The sequence below is a fragment of the Paraburkholderia dioscoreae genome (genome assembly GCF_902459535.1).
Classification (GTDB): Bacteria; Pseudomonadota; Gammaproteobacteria; order Burkholderiales; family Burkholderiaceae; genus Paraburkholderia; species Paraburkholderia dioscoreae.
This window is the reverse complement of record NZ_LR699553.1, coordinates 2,292,551-2,314,435: the sequence shown is the minus strand read 5'-3', so window position 1 is coordinate 2,314,435 and position 21,885 is coordinate 2,292,551. Positions and strand designations below refer to the sequence as shown.

Sequence of the window (21,885 nt, the reverse complement as noted above, 5' to 3'; positions counted from 1 at the left end):
AATCGTCAGGATGACGGATCAACTGGAAAGTGGCCTACAGGTGGCCCGGAATCGACGCAACGCTTGCGAACATCGTGCCGCCGACGGCGCGGTTGCAGCCGCCTTCACCTGGAAACGCGTGCTGGTCACGACCATCGAGTCGCGCCGGCGGGTAAATCGCAACTCAATCATGCGTAGCGCTGGTGTTGCGAGGAATGGTCACGAGCGTAAGCGCGGTAATCAGCCCGAAGCCGATCAGCATCAGCGCGACCGGCCACGGCGCACGCACTTTCGCATACAGAGCGGTAGCCACGAGCGGCGCGAGCCCGCCGGAAAATACCGAGGCAATCTCGTGACCGAGCGCCATGCCCGAGTAGCGCACTTCCGTGGGAAACAATTCGCCCATCAATGCCGGCTGCGTACCGATCATCGCGGCGTGACAGAAGGGCAGGCCCAACGCGAGCGAAAGGAACACGAGCATCGGCTGGTGCGTGTCGATCAGCCAGAACGCGGGAAACGCGATCACCACCAGCCCGAGCGCGCCGATCATATACACCGGCCGCCGTCCGATCAGGTCCGACAGACGTCCCCACAACACGATCGTGACGAGTTCGAGCAGCATGGCGATCATGACGCCGCCGAGCATCACCGAAACGGGCACGCCGATCGTCTTGCCGTACACCAGCACGAACGAAAGAAAGATATACGTCCCGCCGTTTTCGGCGACACGCAGCCCCATAGCCTGCAATACCTGCTTCGGATGATTGCGCAGCACCGTCAGCACGGGCATGTGCTTCGGTTTGGCGGCGGTGAAATCGCGGCTTTCGGGCAGGCGTCGGCGAATGTACACGCCCACGCCGAAAATCAGCACGCTGGCCAGAAACGGCACGCGCCAGCCCCAGGACATGAAGCTTTCGAGCGGCAAGCGCTGCACAAGATAGAACGCGGCCGCCGACAACACGAAGCCGCCCGCCACGCCCAACTGACTGAACGCCGCGTAGTAGCCGCGCCGGTTGGCCGGGGCGCTTTCGCTGATCAGCAGTACGCCGCCGCCCCATTCGCCGCCCGACGCGACGCCCTGCACGACGCGCAGACACACGAGCGCCGTGGGCGCGAGAAAGCCGATCTGCGAGAACGTGGGCAGCAGGCCGATGCCGAAGGTCGCCACGCCCATCATCATCAGCGTGACGACGAGCGCGCCTTTGCGGCCGTGGCGGTCGCCGATATGGCCGAACACGATGCCGCCCAGCGGCCGCGCCAGAAAGCCGATCGCGAAGCCGGCGAACGCGGCGAGGGTGCCCAGCAGCGGGTCGCCGTGCAGCGGGAAGAACAGCGGTCCGAAGATCAGTGCGGCGGCGGTGCCGTACAGAAAAAAATCGTACCACTCGAGCGCATTGCCGAGGACGGAGGCGACGATGATGCGCCGCAAGGTCCGCGAGGTAGCCGGCGCGGCGGATACGGGAGGCGATCCGGCTGTGGGAGAAAACGTGTCGTTTGGCATCGTCGTGCTCGCTGGTTTTTTGGGGTTCAGAGCAGGAAGCCGATCGCGCTCAACGCTTCGGTCGAATCGATCAGGCGGATCACTTTCTGCACGATGCGCGGCTCTCCGCTCGCGAAACTGATGCGATGCGTGAGGTCCGCCGCGAACAGCGTCGACTTGCCGCGCTTGAAGGCGACGATCACTTGCGCCGAATTCACCGTGACTTCGTCGCCCGCTTCGCTGGTGAGCGTGAAACGCGACACGGTGCGCACGGTGCGGGCCGCGTCGGCGGCCGATACCGAATAGCCGGACGTCATGCGCTGCACGCGTTTTTCGCGCATGTCCTGATCGTCGTAGGCATAGTTCAGCGTGGCGGCGAAGTCGGTGGTGTCGTGCTCGATCGGCACCACGTAGAAGCCCGTGGGATCCCACAGCGACAGCCACTCGCGATAGTCCTTGCGGTCCAGCAGTTCCGCTTCGCGCCAGATGAGTTCGATCGCGCCAGTGAAAGTCTTCTGCGAAAACAGCGTGTTCCTGTCGTCCATCATGCCTGCTCCATCATCGTGCGCCATTGCGCGTACGCTTCGCGCATGCCGGTTTCGTCCGTGGCGTGGGCGGTTTTTTCGCCATTCGGCGCCGTGCTCTCGCGATTCAGGCCGCGGTTCACCAGAATCGGCAGATCGGGGCCGGCGTGCGAGCCGCGCTGCACGCGCTCCCACGCTTCGGCGTCGTCCGGACTGCCGAAACCGAACGGGCCCTGGAAGTGTTCGTGAATGCGCAGGCGTACGCGGTTCGCTTCCTCGGGGCCGCCGTCCATTGCGAGGGCGACGTGACGGATCTCGGTTTCGTTCGCGGAAATGGGCCGTAGTACGCGGAAAAACGCCATCGACAGCGCGAGGTTCGGAAACAGATTCAGATTGAAGCCGACGCCCATCAGCGAGCGCACGATACGACGCACTTCGTCCGGCGTGTGGTCCTTCGCGAGCGACGCGGCGAGTTCTTCGAAGCGCTCGGGGATCGGCGCGCCGTCATCGTGGTCGAGATCGACGAGTTCCGGCATCAGCACCGCGAGGCTGTGGCCGTTGCCGAGCGAGCGGCAGAAGGCCTCGTCGCTCGTCATGAAGCTCGTGATCGCGGCGGCGGTTTCGTCGTCGATCGATTTCATCCACGACTTGTGAACCACGGGGAAGTGATACAGATCCGTGGTGTTCTCGAGCTGGATCTTCCAGTTGCCGTTGAAGCGGAAGCGATGCTCGCCGTTGGTCTTGACCGGATAGCCGGCGCCTTGCTTCATGAACAGGTCGATCCACGGTTTCGCGCCGCCGAGGAATGCTTCGAGCGGCTCGATCTCCTGATTGAAGCTCGCGAAAATCAGGCCTTGATAGATGCCCACGCGCAGACTGGCGAGCGGCAGCTCGGTCTTGTCGATCACGCCTTCGTAACCGTCGCCGTACGGCAGCGCGCGCAACGCGCCGTCGAGACCATAGGTCCAGCTGTGATAAGGGCAGGTGAAGCCTTTCGCGTTGCCCTTGTGCTGTTCGCAGACGGTTGCGCCGCGGTGGCGGCAGCGGTTCTGCAAGACGTTGACCGCGCCGGTCTTGTCGCGCACCACGATCACCGGCTGACGGCCGATCGCGGTGGTGCAGAAGTCGCCCGGATTCGGCAATTCGCTTTCGTGCGCGACCCAGACCCATGTCTTGTAGAAAATGCGTTCGAGTTCCGCTTCGAAAACGGCCGGGTCGTAGTACAGCGACGGGGCCACGCGATCGGACTGCGCGCGCTGATACAACGCGCTCGCGTCGACGCTCTGATACGGGGATTCGCTCATGGCTGTGCAGGTGGGGGTGTTGGATGAAGGGCAGTCTCGCCGACCCGTTGATATGCGTCAAATTGATCTAAAATAAAATATAAAATCAATCGCATGGATATCTTGATGAATTCGCTGGATCAAGTCGACCTCAACCTGCTGCGCGTTTTTCAGGCGATTGTCGAAGAGCGCAGCCTGACCCGGGCGGGCGAGCGGCTGGCGTTGTCGCAGCCCGCCATCAGCTATTCGCTGGGGCGTTTGCGCACGCTATTCGACGACCCGCTCTTTATCCGCACACGCGCCGGCATGCAGCCCACGCCGATTGCGCTGGAACTGTCGGCTATCGTGGCTCGCGCGCTGGACACGGTGCGCGAGGCGCTGCGCTACGCGGAACATTTCGACCCGGCGGTAAGCACGCGCACGTTCCGCGTATCGCTTTCGGACGCGGGCGAGCTCGCCTATCTGCCGCCCATTTGCGAGGCTTTGCACCAGCAGGCGCCGCGCGTGAGATTGCGCATCGAGCCGTTGCCGGTCGAGGAAATCGAAGACGCATTGCGTGCGAGCCGGCTCGATTTCGCCATCGGCAATCTGCCCACTTTGACCGCACGCACACGGCATCAGGCGCTGTTCGAAGAGACCTACGTATGCATGACGAGGAAGCGCCGCGGGTTGCCGCGCACGAAGGAGCTGAGCCTGAAGGCGTTTCTGGATGCTTCGCACGTGCAGATCACTTCGGTGGAGCATAGCCACCGCGCGCTCGACGACGAATTCCGCGCGCAGGGCGTCGGGCGTCATATCGCGCTGGAACTACCGCATTTCGTGGCTTTGCCGAGCGTGCTGGCCGTCACCGATCTGTTCGCCACACTGCCGCGGCGTCTTGCGCAGATTTTCAATCGCGGCGGCAATTTTCAGATCTACGAGTTGCCCGTGACCTTGCCGATCGCGGCCGTGACGATGCACTGGCACGAGCATTTCGATCAGGACGAGGGCAACGTGTGGTTGCGCAACCTGATGGCGGATATCGTGCGGCGCTTCGACGGGAAGTGACTGCGCGGCCGCGTTAAACCCGTTTGAACAGCTCACGTGCGAGCGAACAGAGCAAGGTGGTGGTCGGCGATTCGTCCTGCAAACGGCGGCTCATGATGATCGGCGAAGCAACGTTGGCTGACGGAATCGGCCGGTACACTACGCCGTGCGCGCGCAAACCCTCCACGCTTTCCGGCACCAGACACACGCCCACTTGTGCCGCGACCAGACCCAACGCGGTCTGTAATTCCCGCACTTCATGAATTGCCTTCGGCTCCAGCGCATGATCGTGCATGGCCGATAGCTGCTGGTCGGCATAGCTCGGCCGCGGCGTGCTGGGATAGACGATCAGGGTTTCCTGCGCGAGCGCCGCCAGTGTCAGCGCTTTCTTCTGGCGCGCCAGCGGGTGGTCTTGCGGCAGCGCGGCAATCATCCGTTCTTCGACGAGGACTTCGCGCGCGAGTTGCGCGTCGTCGAAGCGCAGGCGGCCGAAGCCCACGTCGATGCGGCCGCCCTTGAGCGCCCCGAGCTGCTCGATCGTGAACATTTCGATCAGCGAGAGTTCGATATGCGGCGCGGCTTCACGAAACGCACGGATCACGGCGGGCAGCGCGCCGTAGAGCGTCGACGGCACGAAGCCGATCACGACGCGCTCGGCCAGTTGCGCGAGGCGCCGCGTGAGGGGGCCGAGCTCGTCCGCTTCGTCGATCAGGCGCTTTGCCTGCGCATAGAAAATGCGGCCGGCTTCGGTCAGCCGCAATGGCCGCGAGCCGCGCTCGAACAGCGGCAGGCCGACGTTTTCTTCGATCTGCTGGATCTGCCGGCTGAGCGGCGGCTGCGTCATGTGCAGGCGATTGGCGGCCCGCGTGATGTTCATTTCTTCCGCGACCGCGATGAAATAGCGGAGTTGGCGAAGTTCCATGCATACCTCTAAGGTATGGAAGTAGTCGGAATCGGTGTTGGACTGCTTCGCGGGTTTGTTTCTAATATGGGGGCTCCCGGTCAGGCAGTTCAGGAGGGCAACGAATGATAGCAACACCCGTGAAGATCGAGAGCGTGGAGACGATTCTCGTCGACGTACCGACGATCCGTCCGCACCGCCTCTCGGTCGCAACGATGAATTGCCAGACGCTGGTGCTGGTGCGCATCCGTTGCGCCGACGGGGTAGTCGGCGTGGGCGAGGGCACCACCATCGGCGGCCTCGCTTACGGTGAGGAAAGCCCGGAAAGTATCAAGGTCAACATCGACACCTATTTCGCGCCGTTGCTCAAAGGGTTGGACGCAACGCGTCCGGGCGCCGCGATGGCGAAACTGCGCGAGCTGTTTCAGGGCAACCGCTTTGCGAAATCCGCGCTGGAAACGGCGCTGTTCGATGCGCAGGCACAGCGCCTCGGCGTGCCGCTGTCGGAACTGTTCGGCGGCCGTGTGCGCGATTGCATGGAGGTGGCGTGGACGCTCGCGAGCGGCGACACGAAGCGCGATATCGATGAAGCCGAGCAGGTGTACGAGACGAAGCGGCATCGGGTGTTCAAGCTGAAGATCGGCTCGCGCGCGCTGGCAGACGACGTGGCGCATGTCGTCGCCATCAGGAAAGCGCTGGAAGGGCGCGGCGAAGTGCGGGTCGACGTGAACCAGGCATGGACCGAATCGGAAACGATCTGGGCCGCGCGGCGTTTCGCCGACGCGGGCGTGGCACTGATCGAGCAGCCCATTGCCGCGGAAAACCGCACCGGCCTCAAGCGTCTGACCGACCTCGCTCAAGTGCCGATCATGGCCGACGAAGCGCTGCACGGTCCGGCCGATGCATTCGCGATTGCCAGCGCCCGTGCCGCCGATGTCTTCGCCGTGAAGATCGCGCAATCGGGCGGCCTCGTGGGCGCGGCGCAAGTGGCGGGCATCGCCTCGGCCGCGAATATCGACCTGTATGGCGGCACCATGCTCGAAGGCGCGGTGGGCACAATGGCTTCGGCGCAACTTTTCAGCACCTTCGGCGAATTGAAGTGGGGCACCGAACTGTTCGGCCCGTTGTTGCTGACCGAAGAAATTCTCACCGAACCGCTGCGCTACGAGAATTTTGCGCTGCACCTGCCTCAAGGTCCGGGTCTTGGCATTACGCTCGACTGGGACAAGATCGACCGCCTGCGACGCGATACGCGCAAAGGCGCCAGCGTTACCACGAACTGAAGGCTCATCCGTTAGCCATCCAGAACATCATACGAAGGAGATACCCCATGAACAGGCAAGCTATCGACGCGTTGCTCCAGAAGATCAACGACAGCGCCACCCACGCAGGCAATCCGCGCACCAGGCAGATCGTCAACCGGATCGTGCAGGATCTGTTCTATACGATCGAAGACTTCGACGTGCAGCCCGCCGAATTCTGGACCGCGCTGAACTATCTCGGCGACGCGGGCAAGAGCGGCGAGCTCGGCCTGCTGGCCGCGGGGCTGGGCTTCGAGCATTTTCTCGATCTGCGTCTGGATGAAGCGGAGGCAAAGGCCGGCATCGAAGGCGGCACGCCGCGCACCATCGAAGGTCCGTTGTACGTGGCCGGCGCGCCGCTCTCCGAAGGGCATGCGCGGCTCGACGACGGCACCGATCCGGGTCAGACGCTGATCATGCGCGGCCGCGTGCTGGGCGAAGACGGCAAGCCTTTGGCGCACGCGCTCGTGGAAGTGTGGCACGCGAATCATCTCGGCAACTACTCGTACTTCGACAAATCGCAACCGGCCTTCAATCTGCGCCGCTCGATCCGCACCGACACAGAAGGCAGGTACAGCTTCCGCAGCGTCGTGCCGGTCGGCTATAGCGTGCCGCCGCAAGGGCAGACACAGTTGCTGCTCGATCAGCTCGGCCGTCATGGGCATCGTCCGGCGCATATTCACTTTTTCGTTTCCGCGCCGGGGTTCCGCAAGCTGACCACGCAGATCAACATCGACGGCGATCCGTATCTGTGGGACGACTTCGCGTTCGCCACGCGCGACGGACTCGTGCCGGCGGTCAAGCAGGCCGAGGGTGCCGAAGGAAAACCGTATGGCGTGGACGGCAATTTCGCGCTGATCGATTTCGACTTCACGCTGTTCAAGGAACGCGACAACCTGCCGGATGCCGAAGTGGAGCGCCTGCGCGCTGAAGCCTGATTCTCGGCAGAAAAGGGCTGGACGTACCGCATGAATCTGTCAACCCTGGTTGCGCGGCGAGATCGGCCGGGCCGCCAGGGCTTTTTTGTCATCGATCAGGGATAGGAGCAAGCATGCTGTTTCACGTTGAAATGACCGTCAATCTGCCGGTCGATATGGATGCCGAACGCGCGGCTCGCCTGAAGGCCGATGAGAAGGCGATGTCGCAAAGGCTGCAACAGGAAGGCGTGTGGCGACACTTGTGGCGGATTGCCGGGCGCTATGCGAATATCAGCGTATTCGACGTGGAGAGCCCCGCGCATCTGCACGACGTGCTGAGCCAGTTGCCGCTGTTTCCGTATATGGATGTCGAAGTGCGCGCGTTGTGCCGGCATGCGTCGTCGATTCGCGACGACGACCGGTAAGGACATGCGATCGCGAAGGTGCCGCGATTGCGGCACCTCGTTGGCTTACGTGATCGCTGCCGCTGCCGCTGTGGAAACCGGCATGGCGGTGAAAAAGCGAGGCGCGTCAAAGATCCAGCACAAGAACCGGCGACGCCGCGCGCGAAATGCAGCAGCAGATCACCTTGCCGCCCGCCCGTTCCGCTTTGCTCAGGCAATGGTCGCGATGCTCGGGTGTGCCGCTCAGCACGTCGACCATACAGGTGCCGCAGACGCCTTCGCCGCACGACGTATCCACTTCAATGCCGATCGACGCCAGCGCCGCGACGATCGTCGTGTCCTTGTCCACGCGCACGGTTGCGCCGCTACTCGCGATCTGCACGTCGAACGTATCGAGCGCGGCGGTCTGAGCGCTCGTGGCGGAGACCGGGTCAGCCGCGAATCGTTCGAGATGGATCGCCTCCGGCGCAACGCGCGTTTCGCCGATCGCCACCACACGTTCCATGAAAGGCGCCGGCCCGCAGGTATAGAGATGCGTGCCCTCGCGCGCATTCGCGAGACAACTGCCGAGCACCGCATCGAGCTGGTCGCGCGCAACGCCGAAGTGGAGCGTCACGTAGTCACTAAACGGCGCGCGTGAAAGCAGCTGCAAAAACGCCGCATGTTCGGCGCTGCGAGCGAAATAGTGCAGCGCGAAACGCTGCCGCTGCTCGAGCAGACGGTACGCCATACTCAGGAGCGGCGTCACACCGATACCCGCGGCCAGCAGAATATGTTCGCGGGCGTGCTGCGCGAGCTGGAACAGGTTGCGCGGCGCACCGACGGTCAATTCGCTGCCGACCGTGACATCGTCATGCAGCGAACGTGAGCCGCCCCGCGAAGTCGCTTCGCGCTTCACGGCAAACACATGTGCTTCACGATGATCCGGGTCGCCGCACAGCGAATATTGCCGCGTGACGCCGGAGGGGCCGGTGACGTCGATGTGCGCGCCGGCCTCGTAGTGGTCGAACGGTTGGCCGTCCAGACGCGACACGCTGAAGGAGCGCACGCCATGCGCCTCGTCGCGGACGCTGTCGACGCGCACGTTGAAGGTGGTTCTTTCCATGATCTTGCCGGCAAGGGGAGCGGACGGTGCATGCATCGGGTCGCATGCGGTTGTGTGTCAAGGATAAGAAACCGCACCAAATCAGGCAAATCGATAAAAAATGATAAGTCGGATAAGTCTGACTGATAATCGGGTAATGCGGAGTATGAGAGCCGCAGCTTCGAATTCCGCCAGATGCCGCACTAGCGCCTCTTGCGGTCGCGCCATTGCGTTCAGGTGGACAATGGCGGGCATCACTTCAATCACGGCTTCTGCCTGCCCGGACTGGGCATTCAATTCATGACACGCGCATTCGTTTAATCAGGCAATGACGAAAGCGAACATGGAAGGAGCGAGATCGTGTGGTCCACTATTCTGGATACGCTCGGTGCGCTGGCGGTGCTTGCCAGCGTGGCCGTGCAGATTATGCTGATGCGTAGGGACTGAATCCAATGCATTGTCTGAACCGCCTCGCCTGACAGCGCAGGCCAGTATGCGCTCTGTGCGAGCTTATGCGCCCGCTTGCTAGCGATCCATCCATTCGATCCGGCGGATGACACCGCTTCCCGCAGCAAGCCTTTCAGCCATTCGTAGCACGCATCCACCGATTGTTCGGCTCAACCGACGTATCTGTTCGCCTCCAGCCGCTTTATCCGCCTGCTCAACCTGCCTACATTGTCACCAGTGACAGCGCCACTGGATTTCCAATGCAGCCCGCGAATCTTCGCGACAGCACCGGCGCAAATCCCATTTAAAGGAATCGATCATGAGCAAGCTCACAGGTAAAGTTGCGGTGGTAACCGGCGCGTCGAAAGGTATCGGTGCGGCTATCGCCAAGGCATTGGCGGCCCAGGGTGCCTCCGTGGTGGTGAACTATTCGTCGAGCAAGACGGGTGCGGAGAGCGTGGTCGCGGCGATTACTGCCGCGGGCGGCAAGGCGGTGGCCGTGGCAGGCGACGTGTCCAAAGCAGCGGACGCACAAGGCATTATCGATGCCGCGGTGGAAACGTATGGCCGCCTCGACATTCTCGTCAACAACTCGGGCGTGTATGAATTCGCGCCGATCGAAGAAATCACCGAAGAGCATTTCCATAAGCACTTCAACGTGAATGTGCTGGGTCTGCTGCTGACCACGCAGGCCGCGGTCAAGCATTTGGGTGAAGGCGCGAGCATCGTCAACATCAGCTCGGTGGTGAGCCGCATCACGCCGCCGGGCAGCGCGGTTTATACCGCGACCAAAGGCGCGGTGGACGGCATTACCGGTGTGCTCGCACGCGAACTCGGCCCGCGCAAGATCCGCGTCAACTCCGTGAATCCGGGCATGGTTGCGACGGAAGGCACCCATACCGCAGGCATTCTCGGTTCCGATTTCGAAACGTGGGCGGTCAGCACGACGCCGCTCGGCCGCATCGGCCAGCCGGACGATATCGCCGATGTCGTCACCTTCCTCGCTTCCGACGACGCGCGCTGGCTGACCGGAGAAAGCCTGATTGCGAGCGGCGGCTCGCGTTAAGCAGCGCGACGCGAAAGCAGGTGGCGCGGGCGGATAGCGTCACGCCATCTCGCGCGGCATGAAGAAAGCCGCCCGCAGGCTGCGCCCGGCGGGCGGCTGTCCGTTTTATCGAGCGGAGGTGGCCGGCGCCGGCTTCGTCAACTCCACCGCAAACAACGCGTCCAGCAGATTCGATCCGGGCCGCTCGGCGAGCCGCGTCAGCGATTCGATCATCTGCACCCGACAGTCCTGCAACGGAATCATTCTGATCCGCCGCGATTCGTTGAATTCGGCGCGTGCAATCACCCCCACGCCCATGCCTTGCGCGACCGCTTCTTCGAGCGCCTCGCGGCCGTCCACGTACATCACCGGTTCCACTTGCAGCGATTCACGCACCAGTTCGATCTCGAGCAACTGCTGCGTGACGGATTGCGCCTCGCGGAAAATCATCGGCTGCTGTACCAGTTCCGCGTAGCTCAGCTTGCGTTTCTTCGCCACCGGGTAGCTCGCCGGCACCATTGCCACCAGCGGATCGCGCCGCAACACGCGCGCTTCCAGCCGGCTATGCACTTGCGGCGCGGCGGTAATGGCCGCGTCCACGGCGCTCGATAGCACGCGCTGCATGCAATCCGCGGCGTTGGCGATGGACAGCGTCACGACGATCCCGGGGTGCAGCTTGCGAAACGCGCCGATCAGCGCGACCGCCAGATCGGGCGCGTCCGCCACCAGCGAGAGCGAGCCGGATTCGAGGCCGCCCGCCGATTCGAGCAGTTGCCGCGCGTCGCGCTCGCAACTGAGCATCTGCCGCGTCACGCTGAAAAGACGCAGACCGAGTTCCGTGGTCTCGACGCCGCGCGGCCCGCGCTCGAACAGTTTGACGCCGTAATCCTGTTCCAGCCGCCGCACGTGATCCGACACGGCCGGCTGGGTGAGCGAAAGCGCCTGCGCCGCCTTGGAAAACCCGCCATGTTCCGCGACCGCATGAAACGCTCGCAATTGCGCGTATTGCACGTGTGCCTCACTGAGGTATAAGTTATTGCGATACCTCTATCGATTATATCGATTTTACCGATGTAACGCGTTTCTGTACTGTGTGAGTTACCAAAATGAGCCACCGAAACAGCAATGCCGGAGATGCCGAACATGGACAGCGTGACCGACCGTTCCCGAGCCGTGAGCGCCGCAGGATCCGCCGTGCTCACGTGCGCGAAGCCGCCTGGGGGCGAGCCGTATCTGCTGACGCCTGGACCGCTCACCACGGCACTCTCGACCAAAGAGGCGATGCTGCGCGACTGGGGCTCGTGGGACGGCGATTTTCGCGCGATGACCGCGCTGCTGCGCAGCAGTCTGCTGGAAATCGCCGGCGACACGGCGGGCGAATACGACTGCGTGCCGCTGCAAGGCAGCGGCAGCTATTGCGTCGAAGCAATGCTAGGCAGCCTGATTCCGCGCGACGCTCGCGCGCTCGTGCTCGCCAACGGAGCATACGGCAAGCGCATCGCGACCACGCTCGGCTATCTCGGCCGCGCCTGCACGGTGCTGGACAAGGGCGATTATTTGCCGCCGCGCGGTGCTGAAATAGAACGCATGCTGGACGCCGATTCGCGCATTACGCATGTGGTCGCCGTGCATTGCGAAACCAGTTCGGGCATTCTCAATCCGCTCGAAGAGATCGCCGCCGCCACCGCGAAGAAAGGCCGCAAGCTGCTGATCGATTCGATGAGCGCCTTCGGTGCGGTGCCGCTCGACGTGCGTGAGATTGCCTGCGAGGCTTTCGTGTCGTCGGCGAATAAATGTATCGAGGGTGTGCCCGGTTTCGGCTTCGTGATCGCGCGCAAGCGTGCGTTGCAGGAAGCGAAGGGCCGCAGTCACTCGCTCGCGCTCGACGTCTACGATCAATGGGACGTGATGAATCGCACCGGCCAGTGGCGCTTCACGCCGCCCACGCATACGGTGGCCGCGTTTATCGAAGCGCTGCGTCTGCATAAGCTCGAAGGCGGACAGGCCGGGCGCCTCGCGCGTTACGCGAACAATCGCGACGTGCTCGTGGCCGGCATGCGCGAACTCGGCTTCGAGCCGTTGCTGAATGCACGCTGGCGCTCGCCGATCATCGTGACTTTTTTTGCGCCCGCGCATCCATCGTTCAGGTTCGAAACCTTCTATGAATTGATGAAGCAGCAGGGCTTCATCATCTATCCAGGCAAGTTGACGGTGGTGGACAGCTTCCGTATCGGCTGCATCGGGCAGGTGGACGAGCACGTGATGCGCCGCGTGGTGGAGGCGTGCGCCAGCTCGCTGCGCACGATGAACGTCGCGCATGCCGCGCCGCCCGCCGCGGCGCTCGAAGAGCGCAAGACGTTGGCCGAGGCGGCCTGAAGAACCGTGTCTGGCCGTGCGGTGCGTGGGCCGGGTAGCGGTCACGCGGACAGCACGTCATGAAAAACGCGCGGCACGCTGCGCGAGCTTTGGAACCTCCGAAGGATAGAAGTCAATGAAACACGTGAAAGCGGTGATTTTCGATTGGGCCGGCACCGTGGTCGATTACGGTTCGTTGGCGCCGATGGGCGCCTTTGTGGAGACATTCGGGCAGTTCGGCGTGCCCATCACGATCGACGAAGCACGCGGCCCGATGGGCATGGCCAAGCGCCCGCATATCGCGGCGCTGATGGCGCTGCCCCGCGTCGCGCAGGCATGGGCCGACAAGTACGGGCACACGCCCGATGAAGCGGATATCGACGCCGTGTACGACGTGTTCGTGCCGAAGAACATCGCGGTCGCGGCGAGCTATAGCTCGGTGATTCCAGGCGTGGCCGAGGTGGCGAGCGCGCTGCGCGGCGACGATATCCGGATCGGCACGACCACCGGCTATACGCGCGAGATCATGGCCGAGATCGTGCCGGGCGCGGCGGCGCAGGGGTTTTCACCGGACAGTATCGTGTGCACCGGCGATACGCCGGAAGGGCGGCCGTCGCCGTACATGATCTACAGGACATTGCCGGAGTTGGGCGTCTGGCGCGCGAAGGAAGCGATCAAGGTCGACGACACCGAGGTCGGCATTGAAGAGGGAATCAATGGCGGCACGTGGACGGTCGGAGTCGCGGTGAGCGGCAATGCGTTCGGCATGGCCGAATACGACGTCAAGGCTTTAGCGCCGGATGAATTCGCATGGCGTCGCAACGCCGCGATCCAGAAGCTCCAGGCGGCGGGCGCGCATTATGTGATCGACAGCGTCGCGGATCTGATGCCGGTGGTCTACGACATCGAGGCGAGGTTGGCGCGCGGCGAGCGGCCATGAGGGCATGGGGCTGAACTATCCGGCACGCGCTTTCCCCGTTTTGTACAGGAGCTCAGGAATGCGCGCTCAAGACCCGTTGAATGTCCTCCAGCGGCGCATTGAACAGGTTGGCGATGAATGATGCGCTCAGACCATCGCGTTGTGCAAGATTTCGGATTTCGACCTTGTCCTCTTCGCTGAACGCGGTCGTTGCCGGTTGCGGATGTTCCGTCGGCGGAGCCTCGATGAGATCGTCCCTCGGTGCGACAAGCGGTAAATCCTCTTCATACAGTCGCGCAATGGCCGCATAAGGCTGATTGATCCGAGCGGCGGCGTCCTTCAGACTGAGGCCTTCGTCCATCGCACGCATGGCCTGAATTTCCTCGTCTTCCGAAAGCGGCGGAACCCATTCCTGATGATGAGTTGGCGAGGGCAAATCGGCCCGGGAGGGCCCAGCTTGGGGAGATCGCGGGCGCGAAATAAAGAAGCCGCCCGCATATTCCTGCTCGACGACCGTTATCGTATTCTCCGGCAAATGAGTCGCTTGAGCCAGATCGCCGGTGGTGAAGCTGTAATTCCAACTGTCAAGCGCCCGAAGGATGTCGTCAAGTTGTTGCGGCGTCAAGGAATCCATGGTTTTCTTGCGGAATTCGTTAGCAAGACTACGGGATTTCCACGGCGAGATACCGAGTTTCGTGGCGACGTCCTCTCGGGTGTAACCCTTCTCGAACATATCCATGGCCGCCTCCCGATCTTTGGCGGTGAAGCGGATGTCGTGGCTGCCTTCCGGGATACGTCGGGCCAGACCTTTCGTGTAGCTGGAAGACATGCCTAGCGAGCGAGCTACCTCGTCGGCTGATTTTCCTTCGGCCAGCAGCTCGCCGGCCAATGAGTCTCTCGCCATGCGGTGCTGATTGGCAATCCCCCGCACGGTTTCCAGCGGGAGATCCAGATTCCTGGCAACGTCTTTAGGGGAAGTGCCTGCATCCAGCTGCTGAATAGCCGAGGTCCGATTTTCCGGCGTCGTATTCCACCACGACCTTTTGTAGGTATTGGCGTTGTAGTTTGCGAAAATGTCCCGAACTTTCCTCTCAGAGAGTTTGACTATGCTGGCGATTTCGCGAGTCGGTTTCCCTTGGTCTTTCAAGGCAAATACCTGATCTATCTGGCCGGGCGTGAGGTTTCTGGGTACGGGCGCACGTATGCCTTCCCGCGCGGCGATGTTACGCACGGTTTCTGTGGCTACGCCGACCTGATTGGCTATCGCGCGTTGTGTCATGGCACCGTCCTCTAGCAGTCTGATGATTTCCTGGCGCGTTCCCGGCGTGATTTTTAGCGCGCGAAGCGAAGCGGCGGCCGAAATAGGGATGTTGTCTTTCCTGGCGATATTGAGCACTGTCGCAGTAGCTATGCCAAGTTGCTTTCCTATTTGTGAGCAGGACAGCTCCCCCTTCTTTAACAACACGACCGCCTCGTGCCGGATATCCCGACTGACTGACGAGCGGTAGCTACCCTTGGGAGGGATCTGGTTGTCCTTGGCGATCTTGTTCACCGTGCTACGCGCTATGTCGAATTGCTTGGCAATCTGCGTACGCGACAGTTGCCCCTGCTTTAACAGATCGATAACTTCCTGCCGCGTCGCTGGCGTGAGTGGCAATCTGCGCAGAGAATCAGCCGCCAACAACGCGATATTTTCCTCTCTCGCGACTTTTGCTACCGGCGTAGGACTGATGCCCAATTTCCTGGCTATCCCGCCCCTCGTCAGTTCTCCCTCATTCAGAAGCCGGATAATTTGGCTCCGCACTTTGTCGTCGATTTTCGACATTCCGCCAGCCGCGGGTGTATCAGTATTGAGTTCCCACTTTTGGGTCAAGTCATTCAGACGGACGGAATACTGGGGTTTCAGATCGATGCCTTTTTTGAACACTCGCCAGCTTTCGTAGTCTTTGTCGTAACGAACGTGATAAGCCTTGCCGCGCAGTTCTATATACCTGTCGCCTTTGGCATCGAGGCGGATGCCCGACTTGTCTGCCGGCCGCAGATCTTTGATCGAAACGTCCGGATCGGCATAGGTCTCAAGCGACCCATACAGGTCGCTGGCCACGCTTTGATGCGCGAGCTGGCTGGTGAAATCGACCGCGGGGCCCGTTTCGGCGAGTGTCTTTTCCGCGAGTGCTCGCTCGGTGGCGCGTGTTTCGGGGTTCAAGGTGGACTCCGCCTCGCCCGCTTTGACGACGCCTTGCCCCGCAGCCTGAACGAAGTCTCGGGCCGATGTGCTGCCGCCTTTGCCGGCCATGCTGGCAGCTTCGGCGTCTCTGGCCGCCCCGGAAATGGCATTGCCTGCAAGACTGATCTCTTTGGCAGCACCCAGGACTTCTCCACCCAGAATGCCTAGAAACGCCGAGCCATAATCGAGACCCATGCGGACATTGTCCGGTAGTGCGGAAGGCAGGAGGTCGGCGAGCGGAGCCAAAGGCGTCAGACCCAGAAGCACGCGGTCGATGCCTTCCAGCACCTGTCCGGCGAGTTTTTCCGCACGAGCGGCCGGCGTGATGGAGTAGTCCTTGTAGCTGGCGTCCTTAAGGACTGCGGTGTAGCGGTCGCTGAGATCGCGCACGTAGTCGCCGCTAACCGGCGGAAGATCCTTGAGAATGTCCGTATATCTTTTGGCAGCGCCCACGGAGTGAGCATTGAGCGGGCCGCTGACCTGATCATGCCAGGTGTCGAGCTTGTCGCGCAGTTCGCGCGATTCATGCATGCGCTGGGTGAAGGCCAGAACGACCTTGTCCTTCAACTCGTCCTGTCCAGGGGTGGTCTGAAAGAGTTGACGGCCCAGCAGTTCGTAGCGTTTTGCCGGGTCGGTCTGCTTCTGCGCTTCATCGAGGATGCGATCGACCTCACCATTGGCTTCTTTCCACTGGGCGTTTTTCACCCTCTGGCGTTTGTCGACTTCGGCAGCGATTCGTTCCTGCAATATCCCCTTGAGTCCACTGGCCTCCTGGAATATCTCTTCCCGTTCGTCGGCATTCTCTGCGTCGAAGAAGTCGTCGCGCAATTTATCGAGGCGGTCGACGCTTTCCCGATCTTCCTTGTTCAGATAGGCCACTCCCATAGGCGGGTTGAACTGGCTCAATACACGGTCGACAGGATCGTTGCGCACGCGGTTCGCTTCGTCACGAACGGCGTTCTCCAGTCCGGTCAATTTCTGTTCGATCGCGTAGCGTTTGTCGTTGCTGGTTTCCAACTGAAAAGCCGCGCTTAATGTCGCAATCACACCGCCGTAAAACTGCCGCTCACTGTCGGGCAGTTCGGCGAGCATGCCTTGCAGATGCGTTTGTCGTTGCTGGAACTGGATCACCTGAGGGGGATAGCCGGTCATTTCCTGCTGGAGGCCATCTTCGATTTTTTGTGCAATCGCGGCGTTGGCCTCGCTATTGCGGGGGAGGTAGCCCTCCTGGGTGTCGTAGTTCTTGTTCAGCCGGTCGAACTCTTCGATGCTCGCGCCTGGCAGTGTGCCGGAGGTTGGCGTGGCCTGGCCAGTGGACCCAGCCTGTAACGCTCTCGCGCCTCTGTTTGCAAACGGGAGGCTGGAGCCGCTGACGTTCAGTCCCGATGCGGCGAGTGCATGCGCGGAATCGGCCTTTACAGGAAGAGTCGAACGCGATAGACGATCCAGGGTACGAATGCCCGGCGCCGCCTTGTCCGGCAAAGAGGCCGGTGCCCCAAGCCCTTCGCGGAAAGTCTGATGCGAGAATGCGGCGGCGGCTTTTGCATGAGTAGTTGGAGAAGGGGCTCGTGGACGGCCCGGCACTTCGTGATTGTTCGATACTGTGTCCGAGGGCGCTGGAACGATTGAAGCCGTACCATCCGGAACCGCGAACGTCGAGTTGCCCACTGATGATGTCGTCATTTTTTCCTGAACTCCAGTTGCTAACGATTAACCGGCGAAAATGATGAGAGGCATGACGCGGCCGGATACATTGCAGCACGATGCAAGTGCGCAGATGTAGCATCTATCTCTACATGGCAGTGGGATTGGCGGAATGAGCGTTTTTGATGGGGTAAGGTGGTGGCTTTCGATTTCGACGCCACCTCACCCTCCGACATGCCGAAACCCGCCCCCGCCGACACGCTCGCCTGGCACATTCACGCACGGTCCCTGCGCTATTTCGATGCGATTCGCCGCTGCGGCTCGATTCGTGAAGCCGCGCGGCAATTGCATGTGGCTTCGTCGGCGGTCAACCGGCAATTGCTGAAGCTCGAAGCCGAAGTCGGCACGCCGCTCTTCGAGCGCCTCGCCTCCGGGCTCGCGCTGACCGCCGCCGGCGAAGTGTTCGCTCGCCATGTGATTACCGTGCTGCAGGATGCGCGCCGCTTCGAAAGCGAAATGGATGCGCTGCGCGGAATCCGTCGCGGCGAGATCGGTATCGTCACGGTAGAGGGACTCAATTCGAGTTTTCTGCCCGACCTGGTTGAACGCATGTTGACGCGCTACCCGGCAATCCGTTTTCAGGTGCATACGGCAGGCTCGGCCACGATTGCCCGCGCGATTCTCGACGGCGACGCAGACCTCGGCCTCGCGTTCTCGCTGCCGCGCACCGGCGACTTGCAGCAACTCGCGGTGGGACGCTTCCAGTTGGGCGCAATCGTTGCCGCCACGCATCCGCTCGCGGGCGAGTCCACGGTGACCTTCGCTCAATGCGCGCGTTACCCGCTGATTCTCGGCAACGCGCAACTGTCGATCAGCGGCCTGCTCGAACCGTTAATTCGCCACTACGCCAAGCCGCTTCAAACCGTGCTCGAAAGCGATTCGATCGAGCTGATGCGGCGTATGGCGGCACGCGGGCGCGGGGTGGGGTTTCAGACGCGCCTCGGGCTGGAACGTGATCTTGCCGACGGCACACTGGTGCACATACCGTTGCGCACACCGCGCCCGCTGGTTTCCGAGTTGGGCGCCTACGCGCGCGCCGGCCGGACCTTGACGCCCGCGCTGGACGCGTTCGTGCGCCTGCTCACCGAAGCCATCGCCGAGCGCGAGGACGACGAGCCGGCCGTCTGATCCGGCAACCGGCAACCGGCAACCGGCAACCGGCAACCGGCAACCGGCAACCGGCAACCGGCAACCGGCAACCGGCAACCGGCAACCGGCAATGATGCCGAAACGGCATCAGCATGCACTTTTTTCTGCGCTTTTTTGTACGCCTGCCACGCTCTAGACTCGTCGGCAACGGGTTCAAAGACGTGTTCAAAGGAGCCAGAGATGTCCGAAGTGCTGTCAGCTCGAGCGGTGCCGCATACCAGTTTGCCTGTGGTCGACGTGGCCGGGCTCGCGAGCGAGGATCCGCGGCAACGCGTGGCGGTCGGCGCGGCGTTGCATGCCGCCTGTATCGACACGGGCTTTTTCTACATTGCCAGTCACGGCGTCGCGCCTGAGCTGATCGACGCGGCCCGTGCCGAAGCCGAGCGTTTCTTCTCGCTGGACGACGCCGACAAGCGTCTCGTGGACAAGGCGCAGTCGTTCTGCAATCGCGGCTACGAGCCGTTGTGCGGGCAGGTGCTGGAAGCAGGGACGCCGCCCGATCTGAAAGAGGGCTTTTATATCGGCAACGAATTGCCGCCCGATCATCCGCGCGTGGTGGCGCGTGCGTTCAATTGCGGGCCGAACCAGTGGCCGCCGCAGTCGCCCGGTTTTCGTCCGGCAATGGAAGCGTATTTCGCCGCGATGTTCGATCTGTCCACGCGCCTCACACGCGGTCTCGCGCAGTCGCTCGGTTTGCCGGAGGATTATTTCGAGCCGTTCTGCGACGACGCAATGGGAACGCTGCGTCTGCTGCACTATCCGCCGCAACCCGCGCAGGCCTTGCCCGATCAGAAAGGCTGCGGCGCGCATACCGATTTCGGCTGCCTGACGCTGCTCTGGCAGGACGGCAACGGCGGCTTGCAGGTGCAGGACGGCGAGGGGCGCTGGATTCATGTGCCGCCGCTGCCGGGCACCTTCGTCGTCAATCTCGGCGATCTGATCGCGCGCTGGACCAACGACCGTTATCGCTCGACGCTGCATCGCGTGGTCAACGCATCGGGTCGCGAGCGCTATTCGATGCCGTTCTTCTTCACCGGACGCCCCGACTACATGGTCACCTGCCTGCCGGGTTGCACGGACGAGGGCGAGGCGCCGAAGTATCCGCCGATCACCGTCGCGGATCATCTGGAAGCGTGCTACCGGAGAACCTACGGATGACGCCGGCCCGTACGCACGCAGCGGGCATGCTGCTGATTCACGGCGCGTGGCAGGGCAGCTGGGCATGGGACGCCTGGCTGCCGGAACTGGCCGCGCGCGGCTGGACGGCGAGGGCGGTCGATCTGCCCGGCAACGGCGCGCATCCGTCACGCGACGCTGGCCTCGTGGTCTCGCTGCAAACCTATGTCGACGCGTTGACGCAGGCGCTCGCCGCCTTCGAAGGCCCGGTGGTCGTGGTTGCGCACAGCGGCGCGGGCGTGCCGGCTTCGCAACTGGCCGAGGCATTGCCCGAGCGTATCGCCTGCCTCGTCTACGTGGCCGGCATGATGCTGCCGGCCGGCATGGGCTACGCGGAGCTGGTGGATGCCAGCGTCGCCGACGTGCCTGACGCGAGCGGTATCGCGCCGTATCTGCAGTGGAGCGAAGACGGTTCGGCCACGGTCGTGCCCGTGGATGCCGCGCTCGACATCTTCCTGCACGATTGTCCGCCCGATGCCGCACGGCGCGCCGCCGCGAAGCTCACGCCGCAGCAGGAGAGTGGCCGTACGGTTGTCACCACGTTGAGTGCGGAGCGTTTTGGCCGCGTGCCGCGCATCTATGTCGAGGCGCTGCGCGATCGCTCGGTGCTGTTGCCGCTGCAACGCAGGATGCAGGCGCTCGTGCCCGGCGCGATCGTGCGCTCGATCGATTGCGGTCATGTCCCGCAACTGGCGCGTCCCGCCGAACTCGCAACGCTGGTCTGCGAAACGCTCGCGAGCATCGGCATCGATTCCGCCGAGTCCAGCGCATCTTCCCTTTTCCATTCGCTCACTACCGGAACCTCGCCATGATCCGATTTTCCTGCTTCGGCCGCCTGTTTTCGGCGCGCTTCAAATCTGCTGCGCGTGTCGCTCGGTTCGCGAGTCACGCGCTGGCCGCGGTGTCGCTCGTTGTGCTCGCAACGTCCGGCATGCCCGCTCGCGCCGCCGCCGGCGACGCGCCACTGGACGTTTCGATCGTCTACCTGGGCAATCCGGGCGACGCGGGCTGGACGCACGCACACGATCTCGGCATCGGCGCCGCGGAGAAACAGTTCGGTTCGCAGGTCAAGGTGACGCGCGTCGAAAACGTGCCGGAGAATGCCGATGCCGCGCGCGTGTTTCGCGACCGGGCGGCGAAGGGCGACAAGGTGGTGATCGGCACGTCGTTCGGCTACATGGATTCGATGATGCGCGTTGCGCGCGATTACCCGGACACCGTGTTTCTGCATTGCTCCGGCTACAAGAGCGCGCCCAATCTCGGCAATTTCAACGGCAAGGTGTACGAGTCCGCGTATCTGGCGGGCGTCGTCGCCGGCTATGTGTCGAAATCGCATGTGCTCGGCTTTGTCGGCTCGGTGCCGATTCCCGAAGTGGTCCGCAATATCGACGCGTTCGCGCTCGGTGCGCGTTCGGTGGCGCCGCAAACGGTCGTGAAGGTGGTATGGGTGAGCAGCTGGTTCGATCCGGGCAAGGAACGGCAGGCGGCCGAGACGCTGGTCGGACTCGGCGCCGACGTGCTGATGCAGAACACCGATTCCACCGCGACGATGGCCGTGGCCGAGCAGCAGAAGGTTTATGCGTTCGGCTGGGATTCGGATATGAGCCGCTGGGGGCCGCATGCGCATCTCGGATCGGTGGCCTATGACTGGGGCATCTACTACACCAAAGCGATCGACGAAGTGCGGCGCGGCACGTGGACCAACAAGCCGGTGTACTGGGGCGTGAAAGAAGGCATCACGGATCTGGTGAACCTGAATACGTCGGTCGTGCCCGCGGATGCGCAGCGCGCGCTGGCCGAGAAACGCGCTGCGCTGGTCGCGGGCCGCCTCGATCCGTTTGCCGGGCCGTTGAAGGATCAGAGCGGCAAGCTGCGCGTGGCCGCGGGTGCCGCGCTATCCGCGGACGACACGAACCGGATAAACTGGTTCGTCGACGGAGTCCAGGGCAGTATTGCGCAATGAC

General features: G+C 62.7%; 18 protein-coding genes. 11 read left to right on the top strand and 7 right to left on the bottom strand.

Features of this window, described 5'->3' with window-relative positions; translation table 11 throughout:
* Positions 1 to 163 precede the first annotated feature (163 nt).
* The 3 genes from PDMSB3_RS10295 to PDMSB3_RS10285 are packed head-to-tail and all read right to left on the bottom strand — an operon-like array spanning position 164 to position 3,287.
* A complete protein-coding gene (locus PDMSB3_RS10295) occupies positions 164 to 1,480 on the bottom strand; it encodes an MFS transporter (RefSeq protein WP_007181825.1) in 1,317 nt (438 codons plus the stop codon).
* A 26-nt stretch (positions 1,481 to 1,506) separates the two neighbouring features.
* Entirely contained in the window at positions 1,507 to 2,007 is a 501-nt protein-coding gene (locus PDMSB3_RS10290; protein ID WP_007181826.1) for an aromatic-ring-hydroxylating dioxygenase subunit beta, read from the bottom strand.
* On the bottom strand, positions 2,004 to 3,287 hold the full coding sequence (locus tag PDMSB3_RS10285; RefSeq protein WP_007181827.1) for an aromatic ring-hydroxylating oxygenase subunit alpha: 1,284 nt from the start codon (positions 3,285 to 3,287) through the stop codon (positions 2,004 to 2,006). Before PDMSB3_RS10285 ends, PDMSB3_RS10290 begins: the two co-directional genes overlap by 4 nt.
* Before the next feature lie 105 nt (positions 3,288 to 3,392).
* On the opposite strand from PDMSB3_RS10285, the gene PDMSB3_RS10280 reads away from it, so the two are divergent.
* Positions 3,393 to 4,313, top strand: a complete 921-nt coding sequence (locus tag PDMSB3_RS10280; RefSeq protein WP_007181828.1) for a LysR family transcriptional regulator — start codon at positions 3,393 to 3,395, stop codon at positions 4,311 to 4,313.
* A gap of 13 nt (positions 4,314 to 4,326) precedes the next feature.
* Here the strand turns inward: PDMSB3_RS10280 and PDMSB3_RS10275 are convergent, their stop codons facing one another.
* A complete protein-coding gene (locus tag PDMSB3_RS10275) occupies positions 4,327 to 5,214 on the bottom strand; it encodes a LysR family transcriptional regulator (RefSeq protein ID WP_007181829.1) in 888 nt (295 codons plus the stop codon).
* A 104-nt stretch (positions 5,215 to 5,318) separates the two neighbouring features.
* Between PDMSB3_RS10275 and PDMSB3_RS10270 the strand changes: the two genes are divergently transcribed.
* The 3 genes from PDMSB3_RS10270 (at position 5,319) to catC (ending at position 7,836) form a co-directional block, all read left to right on the top strand.
* Positions 5,319 to 6,476, top strand: coding sequence for a muconate/chloromuconate family cycloisomerase (locus tag PDMSB3_RS10270; protein WP_007181830.1), 1,158 nt, complete (start codon positions 5,319 to 5,321; stop codon positions 6,474 to 6,476).
* A gap of 47 nt (positions 6,477 to 6,523) precedes the next feature.
* On the top strand, positions 6,524 to 7,432 hold the full coding sequence (catA, locus tag PDMSB3_RS10265) for a catechol 1,2-dioxygenase (RefSeq protein ID WP_007181831.1): 909 nt from the start codon (positions 6,524 to 6,526) through the stop codon (positions 7,430 to 7,432).
* Between the two features lie 113 nt (positions 7,433 to 7,545).
* Positions 7,546 to 7,836: a muconolactone Delta-isomerase gene (gene catC / locus PDMSB3_RS10260; protein WP_007181832.1), complete on the top strand. Its 291-nt coding sequence runs from the start codon at positions 7,546 to 7,548 to the stop codon at positions 7,834 to 7,836.
* A gap of 106 nt (positions 7,837 to 7,942) precedes the next feature.
* On the opposite strand, the gene PDMSB3_RS10255 is transcribed toward catC, so the two are convergent.
* Complete coding sequence (locus tag PDMSB3_RS10255) at positions 7,943 to 8,920, bottom strand: PDR/VanB family oxidoreductase (RefSeq protein ID WP_035518609.1); 978 nt, start codon at positions 8,918 to 8,920, stop codon at positions 7,943 to 7,945.
* 745 nt (positions 8,921 to 9,665) lie between these two features.
* Here PDMSB3_RS10255 and PDMSB3_RS10250 point away from each other — a divergent pair.
* Entirely contained in the window at positions 9,666 to 10,412 is a 747-nt protein-coding gene (locus tag PDMSB3_RS10250) for a glucose 1-dehydrogenase (RefSeq protein ID WP_007181834.1), read from the top strand.
* A gap of 105 nt (positions 10,413 to 10,517) precedes the next feature.
* Here PDMSB3_RS10250 and PDMSB3_RS10245 read toward each other — a convergent pair whose 3' ends face one another.
* A complete protein-coding gene (locus tag PDMSB3_RS10245) occupies positions 10,518 to 11,402 on the bottom strand; it encodes a LysR substrate-binding domain-containing protein (protein WP_007181835.1) in 885 nt (294 codons plus the stop codon).
* 132 nt (positions 11,403 to 11,534) lie between these two features.
* On the opposite strand from PDMSB3_RS10245, the gene PDMSB3_RS10240 reads away from it, so the two are divergent.
* Both PDMSB3_RS10240 and phnX read left to right on the top strand, forming a co-directional pair.
* Complete coding sequence (locus PDMSB3_RS10240) at positions 11,535 to 12,767, top strand: 2-aminoethylphosphonate--pyruvate transaminase (RefSeq protein ID WP_007181836.1); 1,233 nt, start codon at positions 11,535 to 11,537, stop codon at positions 12,765 to 12,767.
* A 115-nt stretch (positions 12,768 to 12,882) separates the two neighbouring features.
* Positions 12,883 to 13,686 carry a phosphonoacetaldehyde hydrolase gene (gene phnX, locus PDMSB3_RS10235; protein WP_007181837.1) on the top strand — a complete coding sequence of 268 codons (804 nt, stop codon included), beginning with the start codon at positions 12,883 to 12,885 and terminating at the stop codon, positions 13,684 to 13,686.
* 52 nt (positions 13,687 to 13,738) lie between these two features.
* Here the strand turns inward: phnX and PDMSB3_RS10230 are convergent, their stop codons facing one another.
* A complete protein-coding gene (locus tag PDMSB3_RS10230; protein ID WP_165186043.1) occupies positions 13,739 to 17,575 on the bottom strand; it encodes an ArsR family transcriptional regulator in 3,837 nt (1,278 codons plus the stop codon).
* A 159-nt stretch (positions 17,576 to 17,734) separates the two neighbouring features.
* Here PDMSB3_RS10230 and PDMSB3_RS10225 point away from each other — a divergent pair, with 159 nt between their 5' ends.
* The 4 genes from PDMSB3_RS10225 to PDMSB3_RS10210 all read left to right on the top strand — a co-directional run bounded on the left by PDMSB3_RS10225 (position 17,735) and on the right by PDMSB3_RS10210 (position 21,884).
* Positions 17,735 to 18,724, top strand: coding sequence for a LysR family transcriptional regulator (locus PDMSB3_RS10225; RefSeq protein WP_232064166.1), 990 nt, complete (start codon positions 17,735 to 17,737; stop codon positions 18,722 to 18,724).
* A 201-nt stretch (positions 18,725 to 18,925) separates the two neighbouring features.
* On the top strand, positions 18,926 to 19,903 hold the full coding sequence (locus PDMSB3_RS10220) for an isopenicillin N synthase family dioxygenase (RefSeq protein ID WP_165186040.1): 978 nt from the start codon (positions 18,926 to 18,928) through the stop codon (positions 19,901 to 19,903).
* The gene (locus PDMSB3_RS10215; protein WP_007181841.1) at positions 19,900 to 20,733 is read left to right on the top strand and encodes an alpha/beta fold hydrolase; all 834 of its coding nucleotides are present in this window, start codon (positions 19,900 to 19,902) and stop codon (positions 20,731 to 20,733) included. The genes PDMSB3_RS10220 and PDMSB3_RS10215 overlap by 4 nt, the downstream gene beginning before the upstream one ends.
* Positions 20,730 to 21,884 carry a BMP family ABC transporter substrate-binding protein gene (locus tag PDMSB3_RS10210; protein ID WP_232064164.1) on the top strand — a complete coding sequence of 385 codons (1,155 nt, stop codon included), beginning with the start codon at positions 20,730 to 20,732 and terminating at the stop codon, positions 21,882 to 21,884. Before PDMSB3_RS10215 ends, PDMSB3_RS10210 begins: the two co-directional genes overlap by 4 nt.
* Position 21,885: the final 1 nt, after the last annotated feature.

Excerpts from the sequence above, each read along its gene's own strand:
- PDMSB3_RS10210 (WP_232064164.1), top strand. The coding sequence starts at position 20,730 with ATGATCCGATTTTCCTGCTTCGGCCGCCTGTTTTCGGCGCGCTTCAAA.
- PDMSB3_RS10290 (WP_007181826.1), bottom strand. The coding sequence starts at position 2,007 with ATGATGGACGACAGGAACACGCTGTTTTCGCAGAAGACTTTCACTGGC.
- PDMSB3_RS10220 (WP_165186040.1), top strand. The coding sequence starts at position 18,926 with ATGTCCGAAGTGCTGTCAGCTCGAGCGGTGCCGCATACCAGTTTGCCT.
- phnX (WP_007181837.1), top strand. The coding sequence starts at position 12,883 with ATGAAACACGTGAAAGCGGTGATTTTCGATTGGGCCGGCACCGTGGTC.
- PDMSB3_RS10240 (WP_007181836.1), top strand. The coding sequence starts at position 11,535 with ATGGACAGCGTGACCGACCGTTCCCGAGCCGTGAGCGCCGCAGGATCC.
- catA (WP_007181831.1), top strand. The coding sequence starts at position 6,524 with ATGAACAGGCAAGCTATCGACGCGTTGCTCCAGAAGATCAACGACAGC.
- PDMSB3_RS10230 (WP_165186043.1), bottom strand. The coding sequence starts at position 17,575 with ATGACGACATCATCAGTGGGCAACTCGACGTTCGCGGTTCCGGATGGT.
- PDMSB3_RS10280 (WP_007181828.1), top strand. The coding sequence starts at position 3,393 with ATGAATTCGCTGGATCAAGTCGACCTCAACCTGCTGCGCGTTTTTCAG.
- PDMSB3_RS10285 (WP_007181827.1), bottom strand. The coding sequence starts at position 3,287 with ATGAGCGAATCCCCGTATCAGAGCGTCGACGCGAGCGCGTTGTATCAG.
- PDMSB3_RS10255 (WP_035518609.1), bottom strand. The coding sequence starts at position 8,920 with ATGGAAAGAACCACCTTCAACGTGCGCGTCGACAGCGTCCGCGACGAG.
- PDMSB3_RS10275 (WP_007181829.1), bottom strand. The coding sequence starts at position 5,214 with ATGGAACTTCGCCAACTCCGCTATTTCATCGCGGTCGCGGAAGAAATG.
- PDMSB3_RS10215 (WP_007181841.1), top strand. The coding sequence starts at position 19,900 with ATGACGCCGGCCCGTACGCACGCAGCGGGCATGCTGCTGATTCACGGC.
- PDMSB3_RS10295 (WP_007181825.1), bottom strand. The coding sequence starts at position 1,480 with ATGCCAAACGACACGTTTTCTCCCACAGCCGGATCGCCTCCCGTATCC.
- PDMSB3_RS10270 (WP_007181830.1), top strand. The coding sequence starts at position 5,319 with ATGATAGCAACACCCGTGAAGATCGAGAGCGTGGAGACGATTCTCGTC.
- PDMSB3_RS10250 (WP_007181834.1), top strand. The coding sequence starts at position 9,666 with ATGAGCAAGCTCACAGGTAAAGTTGCGGTGGTAACCGGCGCGTCGAAA.
- catC (WP_007181832.1), top strand. The coding sequence starts at position 7,546 with ATGCTGTTTCACGTTGAAATGACCGTCAATCTGCCGGTCGATATGGAT.